At 71.1% G+C, this 19,441-nt stretch carries 16 protein-coding genes; 9 read left to right on the top strand and 7 right to left on the bottom strand.

The window, feature by feature from the left end; translation table 11 throughout:
* Nucleotides 1–12 precede the first annotated feature (12 nt).
* The gene (locus tag CFK38_RS02305; protein WP_096801623.1) at nucleotides 13–852 is read left to right on the top strand and encodes an endonuclease/exonuclease/phosphatase family protein; all 840 of its coding nucleotides are present in this window, start codon (nucleotides 13–15) and stop codon (nucleotides 850–852) included.
* Nucleotides 853–928: 76 nt separating this feature from the next.
* Here the strand turns inward: CFK38_RS02305 and CFK38_RS02300 are convergent, their stop codons facing one another.
* From CFK38_RS02300 to iolD, 4 genes are all read right to left on the bottom strand, one after another.
* Nucleotides 929–2,080 carry a Gfo/Idh/MocA family protein gene (locus CFK38_RS02300; protein ID WP_338025024.1) on the bottom strand — a complete coding sequence of 384 codons (1,152 nt, stop codon included), beginning with the start codon at nucleotides 2,078–2,080 and terminating at the stop codon, nucleotides 929–931.
* Nucleotides 2,081–2,151: 71 nt separating this feature from the next.
* Nucleotides 2,152–3,117: a TIM barrel protein gene (locus CFK38_RS02295; RefSeq protein ID WP_096801621.1), complete on the bottom strand. Its 966-nt coding sequence runs from the start codon at nucleotides 3,115–3,117 to the stop codon at nucleotides 2,152–2,154.
* Nucleotides 3,118–3,202: 85 nt separating this feature from the next.
* Nucleotides 3,203–4,699 carry a CoA-acylating methylmalonate-semialdehyde dehydrogenase gene (locus CFK38_RS02290; protein ID WP_096801620.1) on the bottom strand — a complete coding sequence of 499 codons (1,497 nt, stop codon included), beginning with the start codon at nucleotides 4,697–4,699 and terminating at the stop codon, nucleotides 3,203–3,205.
* A 70-nt stretch (nucleotides 4,700–4,769) separates the two neighbouring features.
* Nucleotides 4,770–6,698 carry a 3D-(3,5/4)-trihydroxycyclohexane-1,2-dione acylhydrolase (decyclizing) gene (gene iolD, locus CFK38_RS02285; protein WP_096801619.1) on the bottom strand — a complete coding sequence of 643 codons (1,929 nt, stop codon included), beginning with the start codon at nucleotides 6,696–6,698 and terminating at the stop codon, nucleotides 4,770–4,772.
* Between the two features lie 417 nt (nucleotides 6,699–7,115).
* Here iolD and iolC point away from each other — a divergent pair, with 417 nt between their 5' ends.
* From iolC to CFK38_RS02260, 5 genes are read left to right on the top strand one after another with little or no spacing between them, the layout of a single operon-like run.
* Nucleotides 7,116–8,144, top strand: a complete 1,029-nt coding sequence (gene iolC / locus CFK38_RS02280) for a 5-dehydro-2-deoxygluconokinase (RefSeq protein ID WP_096801618.1) — start codon at nucleotides 7,116–7,118, stop codon at nucleotides 8,142–8,144.
* Nucleotides 8,141–9,100 carry a Cgl0159 family (beta/alpha)8-fold protein gene (locus CFK38_RS02275; protein WP_245851194.1) on the top strand — a complete coding sequence of 320 codons (960 nt, stop codon included), beginning with the start codon at nucleotides 8,141–8,143 and terminating at the stop codon, nucleotides 9,098–9,100. The genes iolC and CFK38_RS02275 overlap by 4 nt, the downstream gene beginning before the upstream one ends.
* 40 nt (nucleotides 9,101–9,140) lie before the next feature.
* Entirely contained in the window at nucleotides 9,141–10,037 is an 897-nt protein-coding gene (gene iolB, locus CFK38_RS02270; protein ID WP_096801617.1) for a 5-deoxy-glucuronate isomerase, read from the top strand.
* The gene (locus CFK38_RS02265) at nucleotides 10,034–11,119 is read left to right on the top strand and encodes a Gfo/Idh/MocA family protein (RefSeq protein WP_096801616.1); all 1,086 of its coding nucleotides are present in this window, start codon (nucleotides 10,034–10,036) and stop codon (nucleotides 11,117–11,119) included. Before iolB ends, CFK38_RS02265 begins: the two co-directional genes overlap by 4 nt.
* Nucleotides 11,109–11,897 (top strand): GntR family transcriptional regulator, encoded by a 789-nt coding sequence (locus CFK38_RS02260; protein ID WP_096801615.1) that lies wholly within the window; start codon nucleotides 11,109–11,111, stop codon nucleotides 11,895–11,897. Before CFK38_RS02265 ends, CFK38_RS02260 begins: the two co-directional genes overlap by 11 nt.
* Before the next feature lie 24 nt (nucleotides 11,898–11,921).
* Here CFK38_RS02260 and CFK38_RS02255 read toward each other — a convergent pair whose 3' ends face one another.
* Nucleotides 11,922–12,824 carry a cation-transporting ATPase gene (locus CFK38_RS02255; protein WP_096804174.1) on the bottom strand — a complete coding sequence of 301 codons (903 nt, stop codon included), beginning with the start codon at nucleotides 12,822–12,824 and terminating at the stop codon, nucleotides 11,922–11,924.
* A 243-nt stretch (nucleotides 12,825–13,067) separates the two neighbouring features.
* Between CFK38_RS02255 and CFK38_RS02250 the strand changes: the two genes are divergently transcribed.
* On the top strand, nucleotides 13,068–13,424 hold the full coding sequence (locus CFK38_RS02250) for a GntR family transcriptional regulator (RefSeq protein ID WP_096801614.1): 357 nt from the start codon (nucleotides 13,068–13,070) through the stop codon (nucleotides 13,422–13,424).
* 2 nt (nucleotides 13,425–13,426) lie between these two features.
* On the top strand, nucleotides 13,427–14,425 hold the full coding sequence (locus tag CFK38_RS02245; RefSeq protein WP_096801613.1) for a DUF1648 domain-containing protein: 999 nt from the start codon (nucleotides 13,427–13,429) through the stop codon (nucleotides 14,423–14,425).
* Between the two features lie 42 nt (nucleotides 14,426–14,467).
* Here the strand turns inward: CFK38_RS02245 and CFK38_RS02240 are convergent, their stop codons facing one another.
* Nucleotides 14,468–16,099 carry a M81 family metallopeptidase gene (locus tag CFK38_RS02240; RefSeq protein ID WP_245851193.1) on the bottom strand — a complete coding sequence of 544 codons (1,632 nt, stop codon included), beginning with the start codon at nucleotides 16,097–16,099 and terminating at the stop codon, nucleotides 14,468–14,470.
* Between the two features lie 50 nt (nucleotides 16,100–16,149).
* The gene (locus CFK38_RS02235; protein ID WP_096801612.1) at nucleotides 16,150–17,322 is read right to left on the bottom strand and encodes an ROK family transcriptional regulator; all 1,173 of its coding nucleotides are present in this window, start codon (nucleotides 17,320–17,322) and stop codon (nucleotides 16,150–16,152) included.
* A 309-nt stretch (nucleotides 17,323–17,631) separates the two neighbouring features.
* Here CFK38_RS02235 and CFK38_RS02230 point away from each other — a divergent pair, with 309 nt between their 5' ends.
* Nucleotides 17,632–19,419: a peptide ABC transporter substrate-binding protein gene (locus CFK38_RS02230; protein WP_218192337.1), complete on the top strand. Its 1,788-nt coding sequence runs from the start codon at nucleotides 17,632–17,634 to the stop codon at nucleotides 19,417–19,419.
* Nucleotides 19,420–19,441 lie beyond the last annotated feature (22 nt).

Raw genomic sequence — 19,441 nt, 5'->3', positions numbered from 1 at the left:
CAGGAGCAGCTCATGTCCCGACCCTCGCCGACCCTGATCGGACCCACGACCCCCGAGCAGGTTCACGTGATGAGCATCAACATCCGCTGTGACCGCTCCGGTGATGAGGGCACGCGGCCCGGAGACGCCGACCATTGGCCGGAGCGTCGGCCGGCGCTCATCGGCCTGCTCACCCGTGAACAGCCCGCGGTGCTGGGTGTCCAGGAGGCTCTGTACGGCCAGCTCTCCGCGATCGAGGAGGCTCTGCCGGGCCATCGCCGCGTCGGCTGCGGCCGCGAGGGCGGCAGCCACGGCGAGCATGCCGCGATCTTCTATGACGCAGAGCGCTTCGAGGCGCTCTCCTGGGACCAGTTCTGGCTCTCGGACACTCCGGAGATGATCGGCTCGACGACCTGGGGTCACACCGTCCCCCGCATCGTGGTCCGAGTCCAGCTGCGCGACCTCGCCACGCGCCGTGAGCTGACCGTGCTGAACACCCACTTCGACCACGAGTCCGAGTCCGCCCGGCGCAGGAGCGCCCGGGCCCTCACCGACCTCCTCGCCGGAGGCTCGCTGCCCGCCATCGTCACCGGTGACTTCAACGCGGCCGCCCACGGATCCGGTGCGTACACCACTCTGGTCACCGACGGACCGATCGTCGACACCTGGGACACCGCGGAAGCGCGGCTCACCCCGGCCTGGGGCACCTTCCCCGACTATGGGGCACCCGTCGAGGACGGTGAGCGCATCGACTGGATCCTCACCTCGGAGGACATCACCACAGTGCGGGCGGCCATCAACGTCTCCAGCGGCGGCGAGGGCCGCTTCCCCTCCGACCACGCCGCCGTCCAGGCGCTGCTCGCTCTGCCCTGAAGGTGAGGGCCTCGTGGTGATGGAGCGTCTCGAACTCCCAGTGCCACCCTGGTGGGGGTCTGGGACGTGATGTACGTCAGGTCTGCGGCACGCTCTCCCAGGCTCGCGATGCGGCCGAGCGCACCACCGCCTCGCAGATCTCCGCCGCGCTGAGCCCGTCGGCCGCGCTCGGAGCGAGGCGCGTGCCATGGACGACGTCGGAGAGGAACGCGGCCGCCTCGATGGTCTTGAGATCGTCGAAGCTCATGGGGATGCCGGGGCTGGGCTGGAAGCGGGAGTACTCGCCATGGCCGGCGGCGGCGAGGACCGTGGTGAAGCCGTGCTCGGTGCCGCCCTCGCCGAGCATCACCTCGAACTCGTTCATCCGGGTGAAGGACCAGCGGGCCGAGCCCTCGGTGCCGAACACCTCCAGCGCGTAGTCGCTGCGGTGCCCGCGCGCCACCCGGGAGGACTCCAGAGTGGCGTGCGCGCCACCGGACAGGGTGCCGAGCGCCGCCACCCAGTCCTCGTTCTGCACCGGACCGCGCTCGTCGCCGATCTCGAAGCCGCCGTGGCCCACTCCGACCGTCGTGGGGAGCGGGCGTTCGGGGATGAAGGTGTCGGAGGTGGCGGTGACCTCGGTCAGTCGCTGTCCGGTGACGTGCTGGACCAGGTCCGCGCCGTGGGAGAGCAGGTCCCCGATCACGCCGCTGCCGCCCTTGTCCCGGTCGTACCGCCAGGTCAGCGGGCCGTCGGGGGAGGAGGCGTAGTCGGCGATCAGCCAGCAGCGCACGTTCGTGATCCGCCCCAGCCTGCCCTCGGCGATCATCGCGCGCAGATGGGCGACGGCCGGGGCGTGGCGGTAGTTGAAGCCGACGGCCGTGGCGACCCCGGCCCCGCCCCTCGCAGTGGCCGCAGCGTCGTGGATCTCGCGGGACTGCGCGGCGGAGACGCCCATCGGCTTCTCGATCCAGAAGGGCTTCCCGGCCCGGGCCGCGGCGACGGCGAAGTCACGGTGCAGGAAGTTCGGCGCGCAGATCGAGAGCGCCTCGACCTCGGGATCGGCGAGCACCTCCTCGATGCTCGCCACCGCCCTCTCGACACCGAACTGCTCCACCGCGGCCTGCTGGTTCTCCTCGATCGGATCCGCGGCCACCACCAGACGGGGACGGATCCCGAGCTCGGGGAAGCGCGAGGGCAGGCGCTGATAGGACGTGGCGTGCAAGCGCCCCATCCAACCCAGGCCCACCAGGCCGATGCCGATCTCGCGGGGACGGGGAGCCGGTACGGGCCTGGTCCGCCCCTCAACACGCCGGGCGCTCACTTCACACCCAGGCCGCACTCGGCCAGGAACTCGCGGGTGGCGATGGCGTTGGGCAGCGGCAGGCCCGGATCGCAGGGGTAGAGGTCCTGCTCGCAGATCACGTACAGCTCACGGTCCAGGGTGGTGAGCTTCGCGACCAGGTCCCGCATGTCCGGCAGACCCTGCGGTGGGCGGACCGAGGCGCCCTTGGCCACGGCCTCCCCGAAGGGCCAGTCCTTCTCATGGGCCTCGCGGGTGATGTCCGGGTCGAACGCCTTGATGTGCACGTAGCCGATCCGCTCGGGGTACTCCTCGATCATCTGCAGCGGGTCGCCGCCGCCGTACACGATGTGCCCGGTATCCAGGCAGAACGAGACCAGCTCCGGGTCCGTCGCCTCGAAGACGCGGGCGATCTCCTCGGGAGTCTCGATGTGGCTGTCCCCGTGGGGGTGCAGCACCATCGTGAGCCCGTAGTCCTCCTTCATGATCCGGCCCAGCTCGTTGGCGTGGGTGACGTACCGCTTCCACGCCTCACCGGTGAGCTCGCGATCATCCGTGAACTCCCAGGTCTTCTCGTCGCGGTACATCGGCGGCAGATGCACCATGTACTCCGCGCCGACGGCCGCATGGGTCTCGGCGATCGCGCGGAAGGTGCGCTCGGTCTCCGCCCAGGCCTCCTCCTTGTGCAGGATGCCCCAGCCGGTGCCGGCCACGACCCGGAAGCCGTGCTCGTCCATGACGGACTGCAGCTGCTTCGCGTCCTGGGGGAAGTAGCCCCAGGGACCGGTCTCCATGACGGAGAAGCCGGCCTCGGCCATCTCGCCGAGGGCGGTGCGCCAGGGGATCTGCTGCACGTCCTCGGGGAACCACACCCCCCACTGGTCCGGGCACACGCCGATGGTGAGCTTGTCGAACGGAGCCGCGGGGTTGCGGGAGCGGTCGCTGCGGACGGTCGGGTCCGGGAACCCGGCGGTGGTGGTCATAGCTCTGCTCCTTCAAAGGTCATGCGAACTGAGGGGCGGCACCGGGCACTGCACTCCGAGGGCCGCGCGGCACCGGACGGTGTGATCAGTCGTGGGTCGGGAAGCTCATCGAGCTCTCGACGCTCTCGTTCTGGGCGGGCCAACGGGTGGTGACGGCCTTCTGGCGGGTGTAGAAGCTGACGCCCTCGGGGCCGTGGGCGTGGTGCTCACCGAACAGGGAGTCGTTCCAGCCGCCGAAGGAGTAGTAGCCCACCGGGGTCGGGATCGGCACGTTGATGCCGATCATGCCCACCTGGACCTCGTCCTCGAAGCGGCGCGCGTAGTGGCCGGAGTCGGTGAAGATCGCGGTGCCGTTGCCGAAGGGCGAGGAGTTGACCAGCTCGATCGCTTCGTCGAAGTTGTTCACGTGCATGACCACCAGCACCGGCCCGAAGACCTCCTCGGTGTAGGTGGGGTGGTCGGCGGCGAGGTCGGTGATGATGGTCGGGCCCACGAAGTTGCCGTTCTCGTGGCCCTCGACGACCAGGCCGCGACCGTCCACGACGATGGTGGCGCCGGCCTGTTCGGCCTCGTCGGTCATGCGGATGACCCGCTCACGCGCCTCGGGGGTGATCAGCGGCGGCATGTCCGTGCTCGGGTCATCGCCCGGGCCCACCACCAGCCTCGTAGCCTCGGCCGCGATCGCCGTCATGAAGGCCTCGTGGGCGTCGCCCACGGTGACCGCGACCGGGACCGCCATGCAGCGCTCGCCGGCGGAGCCGAAGGCCCCGGAGGCGACCTGCGAGGCGGCGAACTCGATGTTCGCATCCGGCATCACCACGGCGTGGTTGTTCGCCCCGCCCAGGGCCTGGACCCGCTTGCCGGCCGCGGAGGCGACGCGGTGGACGTGCTGGGCGATCGGGGTGGAGCCCACGAAGGACACCGCGGAGACGCCCTTGTGGGTGCACAGCGCGTCGACCACGATCCTGCCGCCGTGGACCACCTGGAAGACGCCCTCGGGCAGGCCCGCCTCCTGGTAGAGCCGAGCGACGAGGTTCGAGGCCGACGGGTCGCGCTCGGAGGGCTTGAGGATGAACGCATTGCCGGTCGCGATCGCGACCGGGTGCATCCAGAAGGGCACCATGGCCGGGAAGTTGAAGGGGGTGATCCCGACGGTCACGCCGAGCGGCTGGCGCAGGGTGTGGGCGTCGACCCCGGTGGAGACGTTCTGGGAGAACCCGCCCTTGAGGTCCTGGGTGATGGAGGTGGCGAACTCGAGGGTCTCCAGGCCGCGGGCGATCTCCCCCTTCGCATCCCCGACGGTCTTGCCGTGCTCACGGGAGATCACCGCGGCGATCTCCTCGGTGTGCTCGATCATCAGCTCCCGCATGCGGTAGAGGATCTGGGTGCGCCGGGCGAGCGAGACCTTCGCCCACTCCTTCTGCGCGTCCGCGGCGACCTGCACGGCGCGGTCCACGGTGGACTCATCGCCCAGGTGCAGGGTGCCGACCTCGGCGCCGGTGGCGGGGTCCATGATCGGCTGGGTGGAGCCGCCGCCGGTCTCTTCGCGGCCGTCGATCCAGTGCTGGACGTCGTATCCCATGGGTGCTCTCCTTGCAGGTCGGGAGGTGGATGAAGTCGTAGGGCGGCATCGCGGTGGGCGCTAGAGCCGGTCAGAGATAGTGACGCTGCGGGGACCGCTGGTCCTCGTAGGCGGAGCGGGCGGCCTGGGTGGACTCGAGGGTCGAGACCTCCGAGACCGGCACGTCCCACCAGCTGGTGCCGGGCGGGTTCGGGCCGTACAGGTTCGTGTTCACCACGATCGCGGTCGCCGCGGCGGAGGCCTCGGCGCGGCGATAGGCCTCCCGGAAGGCCGCGGTGTCCGAGACCTCCTGCACCTCGATGCCGTAGGAGCGGATGTTCGCGGGGATGTCCAGCGGGACCAGCCCGCCGTCCAGCAGGCCGGAGTCCTGGCCGCGCATGCGGTACCTGGTGGCGAAGCGCTGGCTGCCGTGCGACTCGGAGAGCGAGCCGATCGAGGCCCAGCCGTGGTTCTGCAGGATCACCAGGATCACCTTCACCCGCTCGGCGACGATCGTCGCGATCTCCTGCGGGGCCATCTGGAAGGTGCCGTCGCCGATGAGCGCGACCACCTCGGAGCCGGGAGCGGCCAGCTTCGCGCCGAGGGAGGCCGGCAGCTCGTACCCCATGCACGAGTAGCCGTACTCGAGGTGGTACTGCCGCGGCGAACGGGCCTTCCACAGCGCCTGCAGGTCACCGGGCATGGAACCGGCGGCATTGATGACGATGTCCTCATCGCCCATCAGCTCGTTCAGCGCGCCGAAGATCTCGGTCTGGGCCGGCAGCTCCTGGTCGTGCGGGGCGAAGCAGGGCTCGATGAGCGTCTCCCACTGCGCGCGCAGGGCACGGGCGCGCTCGGCATGCTCGGCGGGCGCCCGGTGGCCCGTGAGCGTCTCGCGCAGCGCGTCCAGGCCGGCGCGGGCATCGGTGACCACCATGCTCGCGGAGTGCTTGGCAGCATCGAACGCCGTGATGTTGAGGTTCACGAACCGCACGTCGGGGTTCCGGAAGGCGGTGTGGGAGGCGGTGGTGAAGTCGGTGTAGCGGGTACCCACGCCGATCACCACGTCGGCCTCGGCGGCCAGGTCGTTGGCGGCGTTGTTGCCGGTCGCGCCGACGCCGCCGATGCACAGCGGATGGTCGGCGCTGAGCGCACCCTTGCCGGCCTGGGTGTCCAGCACCGGGATCGAGGTGGCGTCGGTGAAGGCCTCCAGCGCCGCACTCGCCTCGGAGTAGATCGCGCCGCCGCCGGCGATCAGCACAGGCGTCCTCGCGGAGCGGATCACCTCGGCGGCGCGCTCGAGGGCGGCGGGCTCCGGGACCGGACGGGCCACGTGCCAGGTGCGCTCGCGGAAGAACTCCAGCGGCCAGTCGAAGGCCTCGGCCTGCACGTCCTGCGGCAGGGACAGGGTCACCGCGCCGGTCTCCGCCGGATCGGTGAGCACCCGCATCGCCTGCAGGGCCGCCGGGATCAGCTGCTCGGGGCGCGAGATGCGGTCGAAAAAGCGCGAGACGGGGCGGAAGGCGTCGTTGACCGAGACGTCGCCGCCGGTCGCGTCCTCCAGCTGCTGGAGCACCGGGTCCACGGTGCGGGTGGCGAAGATGTCGCTGGGCAGCAGCAGCACCGGGATGCGGTCCACGGTCGCCAGCGCCGCGCCGGTGAGCATGTTCGTGGAGCCCGGGCCGATCGACGCGGTGCAGGCGAAGGCCTGCAGGCGGTTCTTCGTGCGGGCGTAGGCGACGGCCGTGTGCACCATGTTCTGCTCGTTGCGGGCCATATGGAAGGGCAGCGGCGCTTCCCCGTCGGCCGGGTCCAGCGCGTTCTGCAGCAGCGCCTGGCCGACGCCCGCGACGTTCCCGTGGCCGAAGATCCCGAAGGCGCCCGGGACGAAGCGCTCGCGGATCCCGTCCCGCTCGGCGTACTGGACGGACAGGAACCGCACCAGCGCCTGGGCGACGGTGAGGCGCAGGGTGCCGGAAGGGACCGTGCTCCCGGCAGGGGCAGGGGACGTCTCGCTCATGCTGCCTCCGTTGTGCAGTCCCACCGCCCGGGGCGGGACGTCAGCGGCACCGCCGAAGAGGGCTCCTCGTCGGTGAGTTCTTCTGGGCCCAGCATGGACCGGCATCGCAGGCATGTCAAGACAATGTCGCGACGGCGAGTGGACGGTGTGCGACCAGCTCGTGAGCCCGACGGCCGGGGATCTGGCCACCGCTCCGGGTGAGCTCGGTGCCGGTCGTGACGCGCGGAGGCTCGACGATTTTGTCTGGACAAAGCGGTCCCCGCGTGGGAGCATGGCCGCACTCGTCGGCTCGCCCGGCACTGTCGCACCGTCGCGCATGGCGATCGTCGCACCGTCGCGCACAGCGGCAGCCGCCGACGGCACCGACCCAGGTGCTCGACCCAGGCAGGTCCTCGACGCAGGGAGGCAGGGAGACCCATGGCAGCAGACCTCGACATCATCACGTTCGGACGCAGCGGCGTGGACATCTACCCCTTGGAGATCGACAAGGGGCTCGAGGACATCCACAGCTTCGGCAAGTTCCTCGGCGGCAGCCCCACCAATGTCGCGGTCGCCGCGGCCCGGCTCGGCCATCGGCCGGCCGTGATCACCGGGGTGGGGGACGACCCCTTCGGCCGCTACGTGGTCAAGGAGATGGAACGGCTCGGCGTCTCCGGCCGCTTCGTGGTGACCGACGACGAGCTCAACACCCCGATCACCCTGTGCGAGATCTTCCCGCCGGACGACTTCCCGCTGTACTTCTACCGTCAGCCCAGCGCCCCGGACCTCCAGGTCGCCCCCGAGCACCTGGACCTCGAGGCGATCCGGGAGGTGCCGCTGTTCTGGTTCTCCGGCACCGGCCTGTCCGAGGAACCGAGCCGCTCCGCCCACCTCGCCGCGCTCGAGGCCCGCGGCCGCACCGCGCACACCGTCTTCGATCTCGACTTTCGGCCGATGTTCTGGTCCGACCCCGAGGAGGCCCGCGCACAGTACCGCGAGGCGCTGACGTTCGCCACGGTCGCCGTGGGCAACAAGGAGGAGTGCGAGGTCGCCGTCGGCGAGACCGAGCCCGAGCGGGCGGCCGATGCGCTGCTCGAGGCGGGCGTCGAGATCGCGATCGTCAAACAGGGCCCCCAGGGCGTGCTCGGCAAGACCCGCGACGAGCACGTGGTCGTCGCCCCGAACCTGATCCAGGTGATCAACGGCCTCGGCGCCGGGGACAGCTTCGGCGGCTCCCTGTGCCACGGCCTGCTGGTCGGGCAGGACCTGGAGACCATCCTGACCCGCTGCAACGCGGCCGGCGCGATCGTCACCAGCCGCCTGGAGTGCTCCACCGCGATGCCCACCGGCGAGGAGATCGACCTGCTCATCGCGGGCGGCGACCCCAACCACGGCCGGACCGTCGAGGAGATGCTCGGCGCGCTGCGCGGCCGCGGCGCCGTCGAGCCGGCGGGGGAGCCGGCATGAGCGCCGCCGCCTCGCGGGCCGCCGCGCTCGGTGATGCCACCACGGCCTCGTCCACGGCCCCCGCCGCGGAGTTCGTCTCCACCTACGAGGACGTCACGCGGGTGCGGATCGAGGATCCGGGCCGCTTCGCCCGCCTCGCCGCGACCCGTCGGCGCCGCACCGTCGCCGACACCGACGGCAGGATGATGATCATCGCCGCCGACCATCCCGCGCGCGGCGCCCTCGGCGTCGGCCCCCGCGGCCAGGCGATGGCCAGCCGCACCGAGCTGCTGGACCGCCTGCGCGAGGCGCTCGCGGTGCCCGGGGTGGACGGGGTGCTCGGCACCGCCGACATCCTCGAGGACCTGCTGGTCATGGGCGCGCTCGAGGACAAGATCGTGTTCGCCTCGATGAACCGCGGCGGCCTGCAGGGCGGGTCCTGGGAGATCGAGGACCGCTTCACCGCCTACGATGCCGCCTCGATCCGGGCGGCCGGCTTCGACGGCGGCAAGATGCTCACCCGCATCGACCTCGACGACGACCGCACCGCCTTCATCCTCGAGGCCAGCGCGCACGCCGTCACCGACCTCGCCCGCCACGAGCTGATCGCGATGGTCGAGCCGTTCCTGTCGGGGCGGCCCGGGGGGCCCGGCACGAAGATCATGAACGATCTCTCGCCGGAGGCCGTCATCAGGTCCATCCATATCGCCCAGGGCCTGGGGTCCACCAGCGCGTTCACCTGGCTGAAGCTGCCGGCGGTGGAGGACATGGAGCGCGTCATGGATGCCACCACCCTGCCCACGCTGATCCTCGGCGGTGACCCCACCGATGACGACCCCGTCGCCCTGCGCGCCTCCTGGAAGCGCGCCCTGGACCGGCCCAACGTGCGCGGGCTGGTCGTCGGCCGCACCCTGCTGTACCCGGCCGGCGACGACGTCACCGCGGCGGTGCGCGCCTCGGTCGACATGCTCCGCTGACCCCCACCGCCGAGAACTCATCCCGAGAAGGAGAGCACACATGACCACCGGCTCCGAGTTCCATCTGCCCGCCGGTTCCACCGGCCGCGGCCCCTATGAGACGCTCATCGACCCCGGCGCGCGCGAGGGCTGGGTCCACACCGGCCTGCGCGTGCTCGCCCTCGAGCCCGGCGGCAGTGAGGTGGTCACCGCGAACGGGGTCGAGGTGATGGTCGTGCCGCTGAGCGGCAGCTGCGACATCTCCGTCGACGGGCGCACCCACACCTTGCGCGGCCGCGCGGACGTCTTCGCCTCGGCGACCGATGTGCTCTACGCGCCCGTCGGCTCCCAGCTGACCATCGCCTCGCCCGGCGGCGGCCGGTTCGCCCTGGCCACGGCCGTGGCCACCGGCGCCCACCCGGTCGCGCTGATCCGCGCGGAGGACGTGCCCGTCGAGATCCGCGGCGGCGGGACCATGACCCGCCAGGTGCGCAACTTCGGGACGGTCGGCGCCTTCGACGCGATGGACAGCCTGATCGCCTGCGAGGTCATCACCCCCGGCGGCAACTGGTCCAGCTACCCGGCCCACAAGCACGACCAGACGATCGACGACGGCGAGCACCGCGAATCGGAGCTCGAGGAGATCTACTACTACGAGATCCAGGACGCACCCGACGGCGGCCCCGGCTTCGGCTTCCACCAGACCACCGCGAGCGGGGACGAGAAGCCCATCGACGTGCTCACCGAGGTGCGCAGCGGCGACACCGTGCTGGTGCCGCACGGCTGGCACGGCCCCTGCGCCGCCGCCCCCGGCCACGACATGTACTACCTCAACGTGATGGCCGGCCCGGAGGCCGAGCGGGCCTGGCACATCACCGACCATCCCGAGCAGACCTGGGTGCGCGGAACCTGGGACGGGGCCGGGATCGACCCCCGACTCGCAGGAGAGGCCCGATGAACGCACCGCAGAGCACGCCGCAGAGCACTGCCGCCGCAGTCCCGCATGACATCCGCGTCGGCGTCATCGGCGTGGGCCGGATGGGCGCCGACCACGTCGAGCGCATCTCCCGCCGGATCAAGGGCGCCCGCGTGAGCGTGGTCAGCGACTATCTGCGCGAGAGGGCCGAGACGGTCGCCCAGGCCGCTCCCGGCGCACGCGTCGTGGACACCCCTGAGGAAGTGATCGCGGCCGACGACGTCGACGCCGTGCTGATCGCCAGCCCCGGCCAGTTCCATCGCGAGCAGGTGCTGGCCTGCATCGCCGCGGGCAAGCCGGTGCTGTGCGAGAAGCCGCTGGCGATGAACCCGGCCGACGCCCACGACGTGGTCCGCGCCGAGCACGAGTCCGGCCGCGCCTCGGTGTCCCTGGGTTTCATGCGCCGCTTCGATGCGGGCTACGGCGAGCTGAAGGACGCGCTCGAGGCCGGGGAGCTGGGCACCCCGCTGCTGCTGAACTGCAAGCACCGCAACGCCGACGTGCTGCCCGGCTTCACGAACGTGCACATGGTCCACGACTCGGCCGTCCACGAGATCGATGCGATCTCCTTCTTCCTCGAGGAGACGGTGGTCTCGGTCCAGACCCTCACCGGCCGCAGCACCGAGAACGCCCCCGAGGGTCTCAGCGACCCGATGCTGCTGCTGCTGCGCACCGCCTCCGGCACCCTGGTCACCGACGAGCTGTATGTCAGCACGAGATCTGGCTACGAGGTGCGCACCGAGCTGGTCGGCTCGAAGGCCACCGCGACCATCGGTCAGGACACCGGGCTGGTCACCACCCAGCAGGCCGGCGGTTGCTGGGGCGGGGCGGTCCCGGCCGACTTCCGGCCCCGCTTCGCCGCCGCCTATGACGCCGAGGTCCAGGCCTGGATCGCGGCCGTGGCCGACGGCTCCCTCGTCGCGCCCCGCTCGGCGACCGCCTGGGACGGGTACGTCGCCGCGGCCGTCTGCGAGGCGGCCGAGCAGTCCCTCACGGTCGACGGCGCGGTCGAGGTGACGATGCTCGAGCGTCCCGGACCCGAGGGAGCACGTGATGAGCACTGAGCGTCCCACCGCTGACGCGGACACCGGCCCGGTCGTGAGCGGCCCGATCACGCTCGATCTCGCGATCGACCGTGACAGCCCCACCCCGCTGTATCTGCAGCTGGCCGGCGGCATCGAGGGCGCGATCCGCAGCGGTGTGCTCGGTCCCGGCAGCCGGCTGGAGAACGAGCTGACGCTCGCGAAGCGGCTGCGGCTGTCGCGTCCGACGGTGCGCCAGGGGATCCAGGAGCTGGTGGACAAGGGCATGCTGGTGCGCAAGCGCGGCGTGGGCACCCAGGTGGTGCAGGCGCCGGTGAACCGGCAGGTCGCGCTGACCTCCCTGTACGACGACCTGCGCACCGCCGGGAAGGCGCCGCGCACCGAGGTCGTCGAGTACCGGATCGGGCGTCCGTCCCCGGAGGCCGTGGACCGCCTGCAGCTCGCCCCGGGGGAGCAGGTGCTGGACCTGATCCGGGTGCGCTACGCCGACGACGAGCCGCTGGCGGTCATGCGCAACACCATCCCCGAGCGGATCGCCCCCACCCGCCAGGCGCTCGCCGCGAACGGGCTCTACGCCTGCCTGCGCGAGGCCGGGATCACCACCGTCCTCGCCCATGAGCGGATCGGCGCGACCGTTGCGGACGAGGAGCACGCCGAGCTGCTGGACGAGGAGCTCGGGGCGGCGCTGCTGACCATGGAGCGGAAGTCCTTCGCGAACGACGGCTCCGTGGTCGAGTACGGCTGCCACGTCTACCGCGCCTCGCGCTACTCCTTCGAGGTCACGCTGGTGGATTCCTGAGGGGCGGCGCTCCGTCCCACGGGCTCAGCGACCGAGGAAGTCTCCGAGGCCGAGGTCGGAGATCCGATCGCCGAGCCCGGAGACCTGCTCACCGGCGCCCGCGACGGCCCCGCCGACGCCATCGGACATGCCCTCCATGCCCGTGACGCCTTCGAGCCCCTGCATGTCCGAGAGGCCGCCGAGCCCCCCGACGCCCTCGAACATCCCACTGAGGTCACCCGCGAGATCGGGGGACAGGGCATCGATATCGATGCCGGAGCCGAGGGCGTCCTGCAGCAGAGAGCCGCCGACGGAGGTGACGACCGCGCCGCCCGCGACCGCGGCCAGCAGGCCCCCGACGCCGAGCGCGCCCGCGCCGACAGCACCGGCGCCCATCGCGGCGGCGCCGGCACCTCGTCGGCCGCCTCCGCCGGAGCTGCCCAGCAGGCGGGTCAGCCGACGGGGGTCGAGCGCCCCGAGCCGGGTGGCGGAGCGGGCGAGATCCTGCGGTGCGTCGGTGCGGGGACGCTCGCCCTCGGGCAGCTCCGAGCGCATGGTCGCCGTCAGCTGGGTGCGCTGCTGCGGGGTGAGCTTCTCGAAGGCCTCGCGATGGACCCGTTCGAGCTGATCCGGCTCCGCGGTGCGCACCAGGTAGTCATAGCGTGCGATCGCCCGACGGTCGGTGTCGGAGAGAGGGGCACCCGTGGACTCACCGCGGGCGGACGGCGCGGTGCCCGGTGCAGACGCGGTGGGAGCGCTGCTCGGCGCGGGGGAGGCGTCTCCGCTGGCTCGCGGCGCCGAGGACGAGGTGCTGTCTCCGGTCAGGGAATCGGCGGCGCTGCGCACGAGCGAGCGCCAGTCGGAGCCCTGTCCTGAGTGGGAGGAGCCGGAGCTCTTCGCGTCGAGGGCCTTCTGTGCAGTGCCGAGGAGGCGGCGGAACGTGCTCACGTCGGTCCTTCCGGTGGAGGGCATGCCCGATGCTCCAGGCATCGCACGAGCGTGACGGCTCAGCCTCCGCGTGCGCCGGGTCCGAGCCTGGAACTCCCTGGGAACCGGTGCCCGAACACGTCTCGCGAGCCGACTCACTACGCCTTCTTCCTCCCCACAGCCCGGACCGCTCCTGCCCGCCTGGCCGAGAACCCACCACGGCACGAAGCTTGACGAGACTGCTTGTTCTAGTACGATGCAAACATGTTGTTCAGGATCGATCCGGCCAGCTCGCAGGGATTGGCCGACCAGATCGCGGCGCAGGTGCGCCGCGCTCTCATCGAGGGTCGGCTCTCGCCCGGGGATCGTCTTCCCGCCGCCCGTGAGCTTGCCGAGGGGCTGGACGTGAACATGCATACGGTGCTTCGGGGCTATTCCCAGCTGCGCGAGGAGGGCCTGGTCGAGGTGCGCCGGGGCCGGGGCGCGCAGATCCGCTCGGGGGACCGGGCGGTGCTCCGCCAGGAGGCGGAGCTGACCTCCGCCATCACTGAACTCAAGGAACTGGCCGCGCGCCTGGGGATCGACCGCGACCAGCTCGCCGACCGCATCAGGAGGGCCTGACCATGACCTCGTCACCCCGTACCGCCCCCGATGTCCCGTGGCGCCGCCACCTCTCCGCCGGGGTGCTGCTGCTCCCCTTCGTGCTCACCCTGAGCGCCGCCGTGATCCTGTGGGGCCGTCTGCCCGATCCGATGCCCTCCCACTGGAATGTCCGCGGCGCGGTGGACGGGACCATGCCCCGACCCCTGTTCCTCGGGCTGATGCTGCTGGGCGGCGTTGCCACCGGCGGCATCGGGGCGGTGATCGTGGGGACCGGCAGGGCCGACCGCGCCAGATCCTCACTGACCCTCGTGATGGGGTTCCTGGCCTGGCTGTTCTGCGGGATCGCGATCAGCGCCATGGTGGTGGCCGCCGGCTCCGGCGACGCAGACGAGGCGGTGCTGCCGACGTGGCTGCTGGTGCTGCTCACGGTCGGCCCGGTGCTGCCGGCGCTCCTGCTGCACACCGTGCTGCCCCGCTCTGAGGCTCGCCCCGGCCCCGACACCGGCCGTGTCCCGATGCTCGACCTGAAGCCGGGGGAGCGCGCCGTCTGGGTGGGGAGGACGCGCTCGCTGCCCCTCCTGCTGATCGGCCTCATCCTGGTGGCACTCGGTGGTGGGCTCCTGCTCACCGCCCCGGCCGCCGGGGTGCCCGTGCTCGTCGTCGGACTCGTGCTCATCGCGGCCCACCAGATCACGGTGCGTGCCGATCGCAGCGGGGTCCGGGTGTCCTGGGGGCCGCAGCAGTGGCCACGGCACACCTACGCCCTGGAGGCCATGACCGCGGCAGAGCCCGTCGACATCGACCCCCTGCAATGGGGCGGATGGGGGTACCGTCGCTCCCGCCGCGGCATCGGCCTCGTGCTGCGGCGCGGGCCCGGGCTCCTGCTCCGCCGCGACGGTCTCAGCGATGTCGCGATCACCGTGGACGATGCCAGCAGTGCTGCGGGCCTGGTCAACGCCCTGGCACAGCGCTCCCGCGATAGTGGGACCACGGGCTCGGCACCGCCCGATGGAGTCTAGGGATCCGAGCGCCGGCGTGACGCGGCGGCGGACCGGCGGCGTCTACGCCCCGCCCCCGACCACCACGTCGGCCGCCGTCGGCGCCGGGATCTCGGCATCGAAGGGGATCATCGGCCGGCCGATGCGGGAGTGGCCGAGCCGCAGCAGGTCCTGGTCCACACCGCCCGGGGTGAGGGCGAGCAGCCAGTCCGCGGCGGCCTCGTACTGCTCGGGCTCGAGGTAGCCCATCTTCACGGTGACCACGTCGAAACCGGTCATCGACAGCCCGAGCCGCGCGAACATGTCGCGGGTCGCCCACTGGGAGCGGCGGGCGGTGACCACCACAGTGAGTCCCGTGGCCCGGGCGGCGGCGAGCTCCTCGGCGGCGGTCGCCCCAGAGGCCGACGGCCCGTCCACGTCCAGCACCCGCAGCGCGGCGGACCGCCCCGTCGACCGGGCCTCGTCCAGCGCCGTCACCTCGACGGCCAGCGGTACCGGGCCGGGCTCGCGGGCATCGATCTTCCCGCCCACCCGTGCCGTGAGCCGACCGCCCACACCCGCTGCCCAGGCGGCGTCGGTCGTGGCCGGATCCACCAGCGAGACCATCAGCGCGCTCACGTCGTCCGCGCGGATCTCCTCGCGGCGAGCCAGCTGAGCCAGGGCGTGCGTGGTGTCGTCCGCCCCGCCGGCGCCGGGGTTGTCCCCGGAGTCCGAGATCCAGAAGGGTCGGGCCGAGGAGGCGATCGCCTGGTCGAGACAGTCCTCGAAGGTGCCGGTGGGGGCGACGAACTCGAAATCGTGCCGCTTCTCCCAGACGGCGGTGGCGAGCTCCCTCGCGGCGGCCGCGACCGCTTCGGCCCCGTCCCCGAAGGCGACGATCGCGGCCTGGCAGCGGGGCTGGTCCGCCCAGGCGAAGCCGATCCAGTAGGACACGTCGGTCACGCCGGGCCGCTCGGTCATCTCCGGGATCCGGGCGTAGAGCGACTTCGCCGGCTCGATGCGGGTGGAGGTCTTCTCCCCGGGCAGCAGGATCGGCACGTGCACCAGCGCCTTGTGGGGGCGCGGCCCGCCGTCCCGCACTCGGACGGTCGCCGCGACCAGGTCCCGCAGGCCCCGCTCGCGGGTCTCCCAGGCGTCGATGTGCGGGGCGTGGCGGTAGCAGGTGAGCAGGTCACAGGCCTCGAACAGGGTGTGCGAGACATTGCCGTGCAGGTCCATCGCGGTGCCCACCACGACCTCCGGCCCGATCACGGCGCGGATCGCGGTGATCAGGTCGCCCTCGGCATCGTCCAGCCCCACCACGCTCATCGCGCCGTGGATGTCGAAGAAGAAGCCGTCCAGGGGCGTCTCCGCCATCGCGGCCGCGAGACCCTCGACGATCTCCGCCTTCCAGCCCTCGTACACCTCGCGGTCCAGCTGCCCGCCGGGCAGGGCGCGGGCGTGGAGGACGCCGAGGTAGTCGGCCGCGTCCCGCAGGGCTGATCCCGAGGCGCTCGGTGCCGTCGCCTCTCCGGTCGCAGCGGGCGGGCCGGGGGTCGATCCCGGATCGTGCGCGCCGGTGAAGAAGGGATAGCGGTCCAGGATCTCGGCAGTGCCGCGGCGCACCTCGAAGTCGGCCTCGCCCGAGCGGTACGGGGTGAAGGTCGAGGACTCGATGGCGATGCCGGCGATGCCGATGCGGGGCAGGGCGGTCACGGTGTGGTTCCTCCAGTGGGGTCGTGCGGTGGTTCCGGGGTCGACGCAGGTCACGGTGTGGAGCTGCGGGGCATGGGCAGCGGCGCTGATCGCCGGGCGATCCGGGTGAGTCCGATCAGGGCGGCATCGCTGCCGGCGCGGGTGGTCTCGATCAGCAGCTGCTGCGTGGTCATCGCCAGGCTGGAGTCGTAGATCGCGCTGCGCACCGCGGCGACATAGGCATCGACGCCGGAGAGCGCGCCGCCGATGATCACCGCGGAGGGGTTGAGGAAGTTCACCAGGGAGGACAGGGCCGTTCCCAGCTGTTTGCCGGAGCGGCGGACGGCGGTCGCCGCCTCCGGCTGGAACGTCATGGCGAAATCGGCGACGTCACCGATCGACGAGACCTCCAGGCCCTGGTCGATGAGTTCGCGCCGGATCGCGGCGCCGCTGGCGACGGTCTCGAGGCAGCCCGTACGGCCGCAGGAGCACTGACGGCCCTCCGCGCCGGGTGCGGGCACATGGGTGATGTCACCGGCGACGCCGGACCCGCCGTGGACGAGCTGTCCACCGGAGATGAGCCCGGCGCCGATCCCCGTGCCCGCCTTGACGTAGATCAGATCGGGGATCGATTCGTTCCGGGCGATGAACTCGCCGAGAGCGGCGGCCCGGGCGTCGTTCTCCACCTGGACCGGGATGCCCAGGGCCTCCTGGAGCTCGTCCACGATGTGCGTGCCGTGCCATCCCGGCATGCGGGCCGGGGTGATCAGTTCGCCCGTCAGTGCGGAGACGGGACCCGGCAGTGCGATGGCCGCGGAGAGGATCCGCAGCTCGGGGAGGTCCTCGACGAGCGCGGCCAGGTCGTCCCGGAGAGCGGCGAACGTCGCCGCAGGACCGTCGGCGATGTCCAGGCGGGACTCCCGCACCTGGAGCAGGCTCTCCTTCGCCGTGCTGATCCCGAGGCGCAGATGACCGCCCCCGAGCTCGGCGACGAGCCACGCCGCGTCGTTCTGGATCACCTGGAGCCGTGCGGGACGGCGCCCTCCGGTCGACGGGCCGTCCGCCACCTCCTCGATCGCTCCGGCGTCCAGCAGGCGACGCACCAGGCTCGACGCCGACGAGGCCGAGATGCCCAGCTGAGCGCGCAGCTCGGCGCGGGAGGAGACCGTCCCGTCCACGATTAGTGCCAGGGCGCGACGAGAGGCCTCGGACGTTCTCGGACTGTGCGCGGCGTCGGACGACATGGGAACACCTTCTCACGGCAACGGGATCAGTTCGTACGATCCACATTATGCAGAATCGGCAGAAGTAATGTGTTAAAACGATAACGCTTTGATAACAGCGGCCAGATGTGGCTGAAGTGGCGCGGCCCACGTGATCAGATAGGCGATGTTGCGTCAGTGACACGACAGAGGTCGCCGTCACTCGTCACGCGGTGTCGAACGCCCGGGACGCACGGCGCGGCATCGGTGGCACCCCGGCGAAGCCGAGGGGCGCCGCTCACCGGCCCGCACGAGCGGGCAGGTTCGGACAGGACAGAGGAAGGGACAGCGATGATGACGTCGACCCCGAGGCTCACACATCGGATCGCGGCCGGAGCGGCCGCCTTGATGCTCGCCCTCGCCGGGTGCTCGGAGACCAGCTCCGCACCCGAGGGCGCCGCCGCGGAGGGCGAGTCGGTCTCGGTCGCGATGACGACACCGACCTGGATCCTCCCGATCTCCCAGCCGGGCAAGACCCAGGGGGAGAACGCCATCTTCATCAGCGGCCTGTACCCCTCGCTCTTCTCGTACGAGCTCGGGGGCGAGGACGAGTTCAACCTCGATCGCGAACGGTCGATGGCCGAGAGCGTCGAGGTCTCCGAGGACGGTCTGACCTACACGATCACCCTCAAGGATCTGCAGTGGTCCGATGGGGAGCCCATCACGACCCGCGATGTGGAGTTCTGGTTCAACCTGGTGGCGGCGAACAAGGAGGACTGGGCCTCGTACACCGAGGGCGGTTTCCCGGACAACGTCGAAGCGTTCGAGACGATCGATGAGAAGACCTTCACCCTCACCACCACAGAGGCCTACGCGCCGGGCTGGTACATCGGGAACCAGCTCAATGCGCTGACCCCCATGCCCCAGCACGTGTGGGACAAGACCTCGGACGATGGCGAGATCGGCGATTTCGACCGTGAGGCAGAATCGGCGAAGAAGGTCTTCGAGTACCTCATCACCGCCGCCGAGGATCCGGCCTCGTACGCCTCGAACCCGCTCTGGGACACCGTCTCCGGTGCCTGGGAGCTGGGCGAGTTCACGCCCGGCGGTCAGTTCTCGTTCGTCCCGAACGACGCGTACGAGGGCGAGGACCAGCCCACGCTCTCCGAGGTCGTCTTCAAGCCGTTCACCGACGACAACTCGCAGTTCAACGTGCTGCGCTCCGGCGGGATCGACTACGGGTACATCCCCCCGGGTGCTCTGGACCAGAAGCCGGTGATCGAGCAGGCCGGGTACACCGTCGAACCGTGGCACGGCTGGTCGATCACGTACATGGCGCTGAACTTCGCCAATCCCGAGACGGGCCCGCTCTTCGAGCAGAAGTACCTCCGCCAGGCGATGCAGCAGCTCATCGACCAGGAGAGCATCTCCGAGGTCGTCTGGAACGAGACCGCCGCTCCGACCTGTGGTCCCGTCCCGCAGGAGCCCGGCTCCGCCGGAACGATGGAGGGCTGCGCCTACCAGTTCGACCCTGAAGCTGCGATCCAGCTGCTGGAGGACAACGGCTGGAACGTGGTGCCGGACGGTGTCAGCACGTGCGCCGACCCCGGCACGGGCGAGGGCCAGTGCGGCGAGGGCGTCGAGGAAGGGGACGAGCTCTCCTTCACCCTGGTGAGCCAGTCGGGCTTCACCGCCACCTCTCGGATGATGGCGGAGATCCAGAGCCAGTTCGCGCAGGCCGGCATCGAGCTGAACATCCAGGAGGTGCCCGACTCCGTCGCGGTCACCCAGGCGTGCGAGCCGGGCGCCGAGTGCACCTGGGACATGTCCTTCTTCGGGTCCCAGGGATCCTGGTACTACCCGGTGTACGCCTCGGGCGAGCGCCTCTTCGCGAGCGATGCGCCCGTGAACCTCGGCAGCTATTCCGATGAGAGGGCCGACGAGCTGATCAAGGCCACGAAGTTCTCCTCGGACCCCGCAGCCCTGGAGAAGTACAACGACTACCTCGCCGAGGATCTGCCGGTGCTGTGGATGCCGAACCCGGTCAACCGCGTCAGCGCGTTCAAGTCCGACATCAAGGGCATCTCCCCGCAGGACCCGATGCTCTACATGTACCCGCAGGACTGGTCGCGAGACTGATCCGCCCTCGGGGGCGGGCTCG

This window comes from Brachybacterium vulturis, from assembly GCF_002407185.1.
Taxonomy (GTDB): domain Bacteria; phylum Actinomycetota; class Actinomycetes; order Actinomycetales; family Dermabacteraceae; genus Brachybacterium; species Brachybacterium vulturis.
The sequence above is the reverse complement of the archived record's forward strand: the minus strand, read 5'-3'. Positions and strand labels throughout refer to the sequence as shown.

What these genes read in the sequence shown, in the direction of transcription:
- CFK38_RS02305 (WP_096801623.1), top strand. Translation starts at nt 13, where the DNA reads ATGTCCCGACCCTCGCCGACCCTGATCGGACCCACGACCCCCGAGCAG.
- CFK38_RS02295 (WP_096801621.1), bottom strand. Translation starts at nt 3,117, where the DNA reads ATGACCACCACCGCCGGGTTCCCGGACCCGACCGTCCGCAGCGACCGC.
- CFK38_RS02290 (WP_096801620.1), bottom strand. Translation starts at nt 4,699, where the DNA reads ATGGGATACGACGTCCAGCACTGGATCGACGGCCGCGAAGAGACCGGC.
- iolD (WP_096801619.1), bottom strand. Translation starts at nt 6,698, where the DNA reads ATGAGCGAGACGTCCCCTGCCCCTGCCGGGAGCACGGTCCCTTCCGGC.
- iolC (WP_096801618.1), top strand. Translation starts at nt 7,116, where the DNA reads ATGGCAGCAGACCTCGACATCATCACGTTCGGACGCAGCGGCGTGGAC.
- CFK38_RS02275 (WP_245851194.1), top strand. Translation starts at nt 8,141, where the DNA reads ATGAGCGCCGCCGCCTCGCGGGCCGCCGCGCTCGGTGATGCCACCACG.
- iolB (WP_096801617.1), top strand. Translation starts at nt 9,141, where the DNA reads ATGACCACCGGCTCCGAGTTCCATCTGCCCGCCGGTTCCACCGGCCGC.
- CFK38_RS02265 (WP_096801616.1), top strand. Translation starts at nt 10,034, where the DNA reads ATGAACGCACCGCAGAGCACGCCGCAGAGCACTGCCGCCGCAGTCCCG.
- CFK38_RS02260 (WP_096801615.1), top strand. Translation starts at nt 11,109, where the DNA reads ATGAGCACTGAGCGTCCCACCGCTGACGCGGACACCGGCCCGGTCGTG.
- CFK38_RS02250 (WP_096801614.1), top strand. Translation starts at nt 13,068, where the DNA reads ATGTTGTTCAGGATCGATCCGGCCAGCTCGCAGGGATTGGCCGACCAG.
- CFK38_RS02245 (WP_096801613.1), top strand. Translation starts at nt 13,427, where the DNA reads ATGACCTCGTCACCCCGTACCGCCCCCGATGTCCCGTGGCGCCGCCAC.
- CFK38_RS02235 (WP_096801612.1), bottom strand. Translation starts at nt 17,322, where the DNA reads ATGTCGTCCGACGCCGCGCACAGTCCGAGAACGTCCGAGGCCTCTCGT.
- CFK38_RS02230 (WP_218192337.1), top strand. Translation starts at nt 17,632, where the DNA reads ATGATGACGTCGACCCCGAGGCTCACACATCGGATCGCGGCCGGAGCG.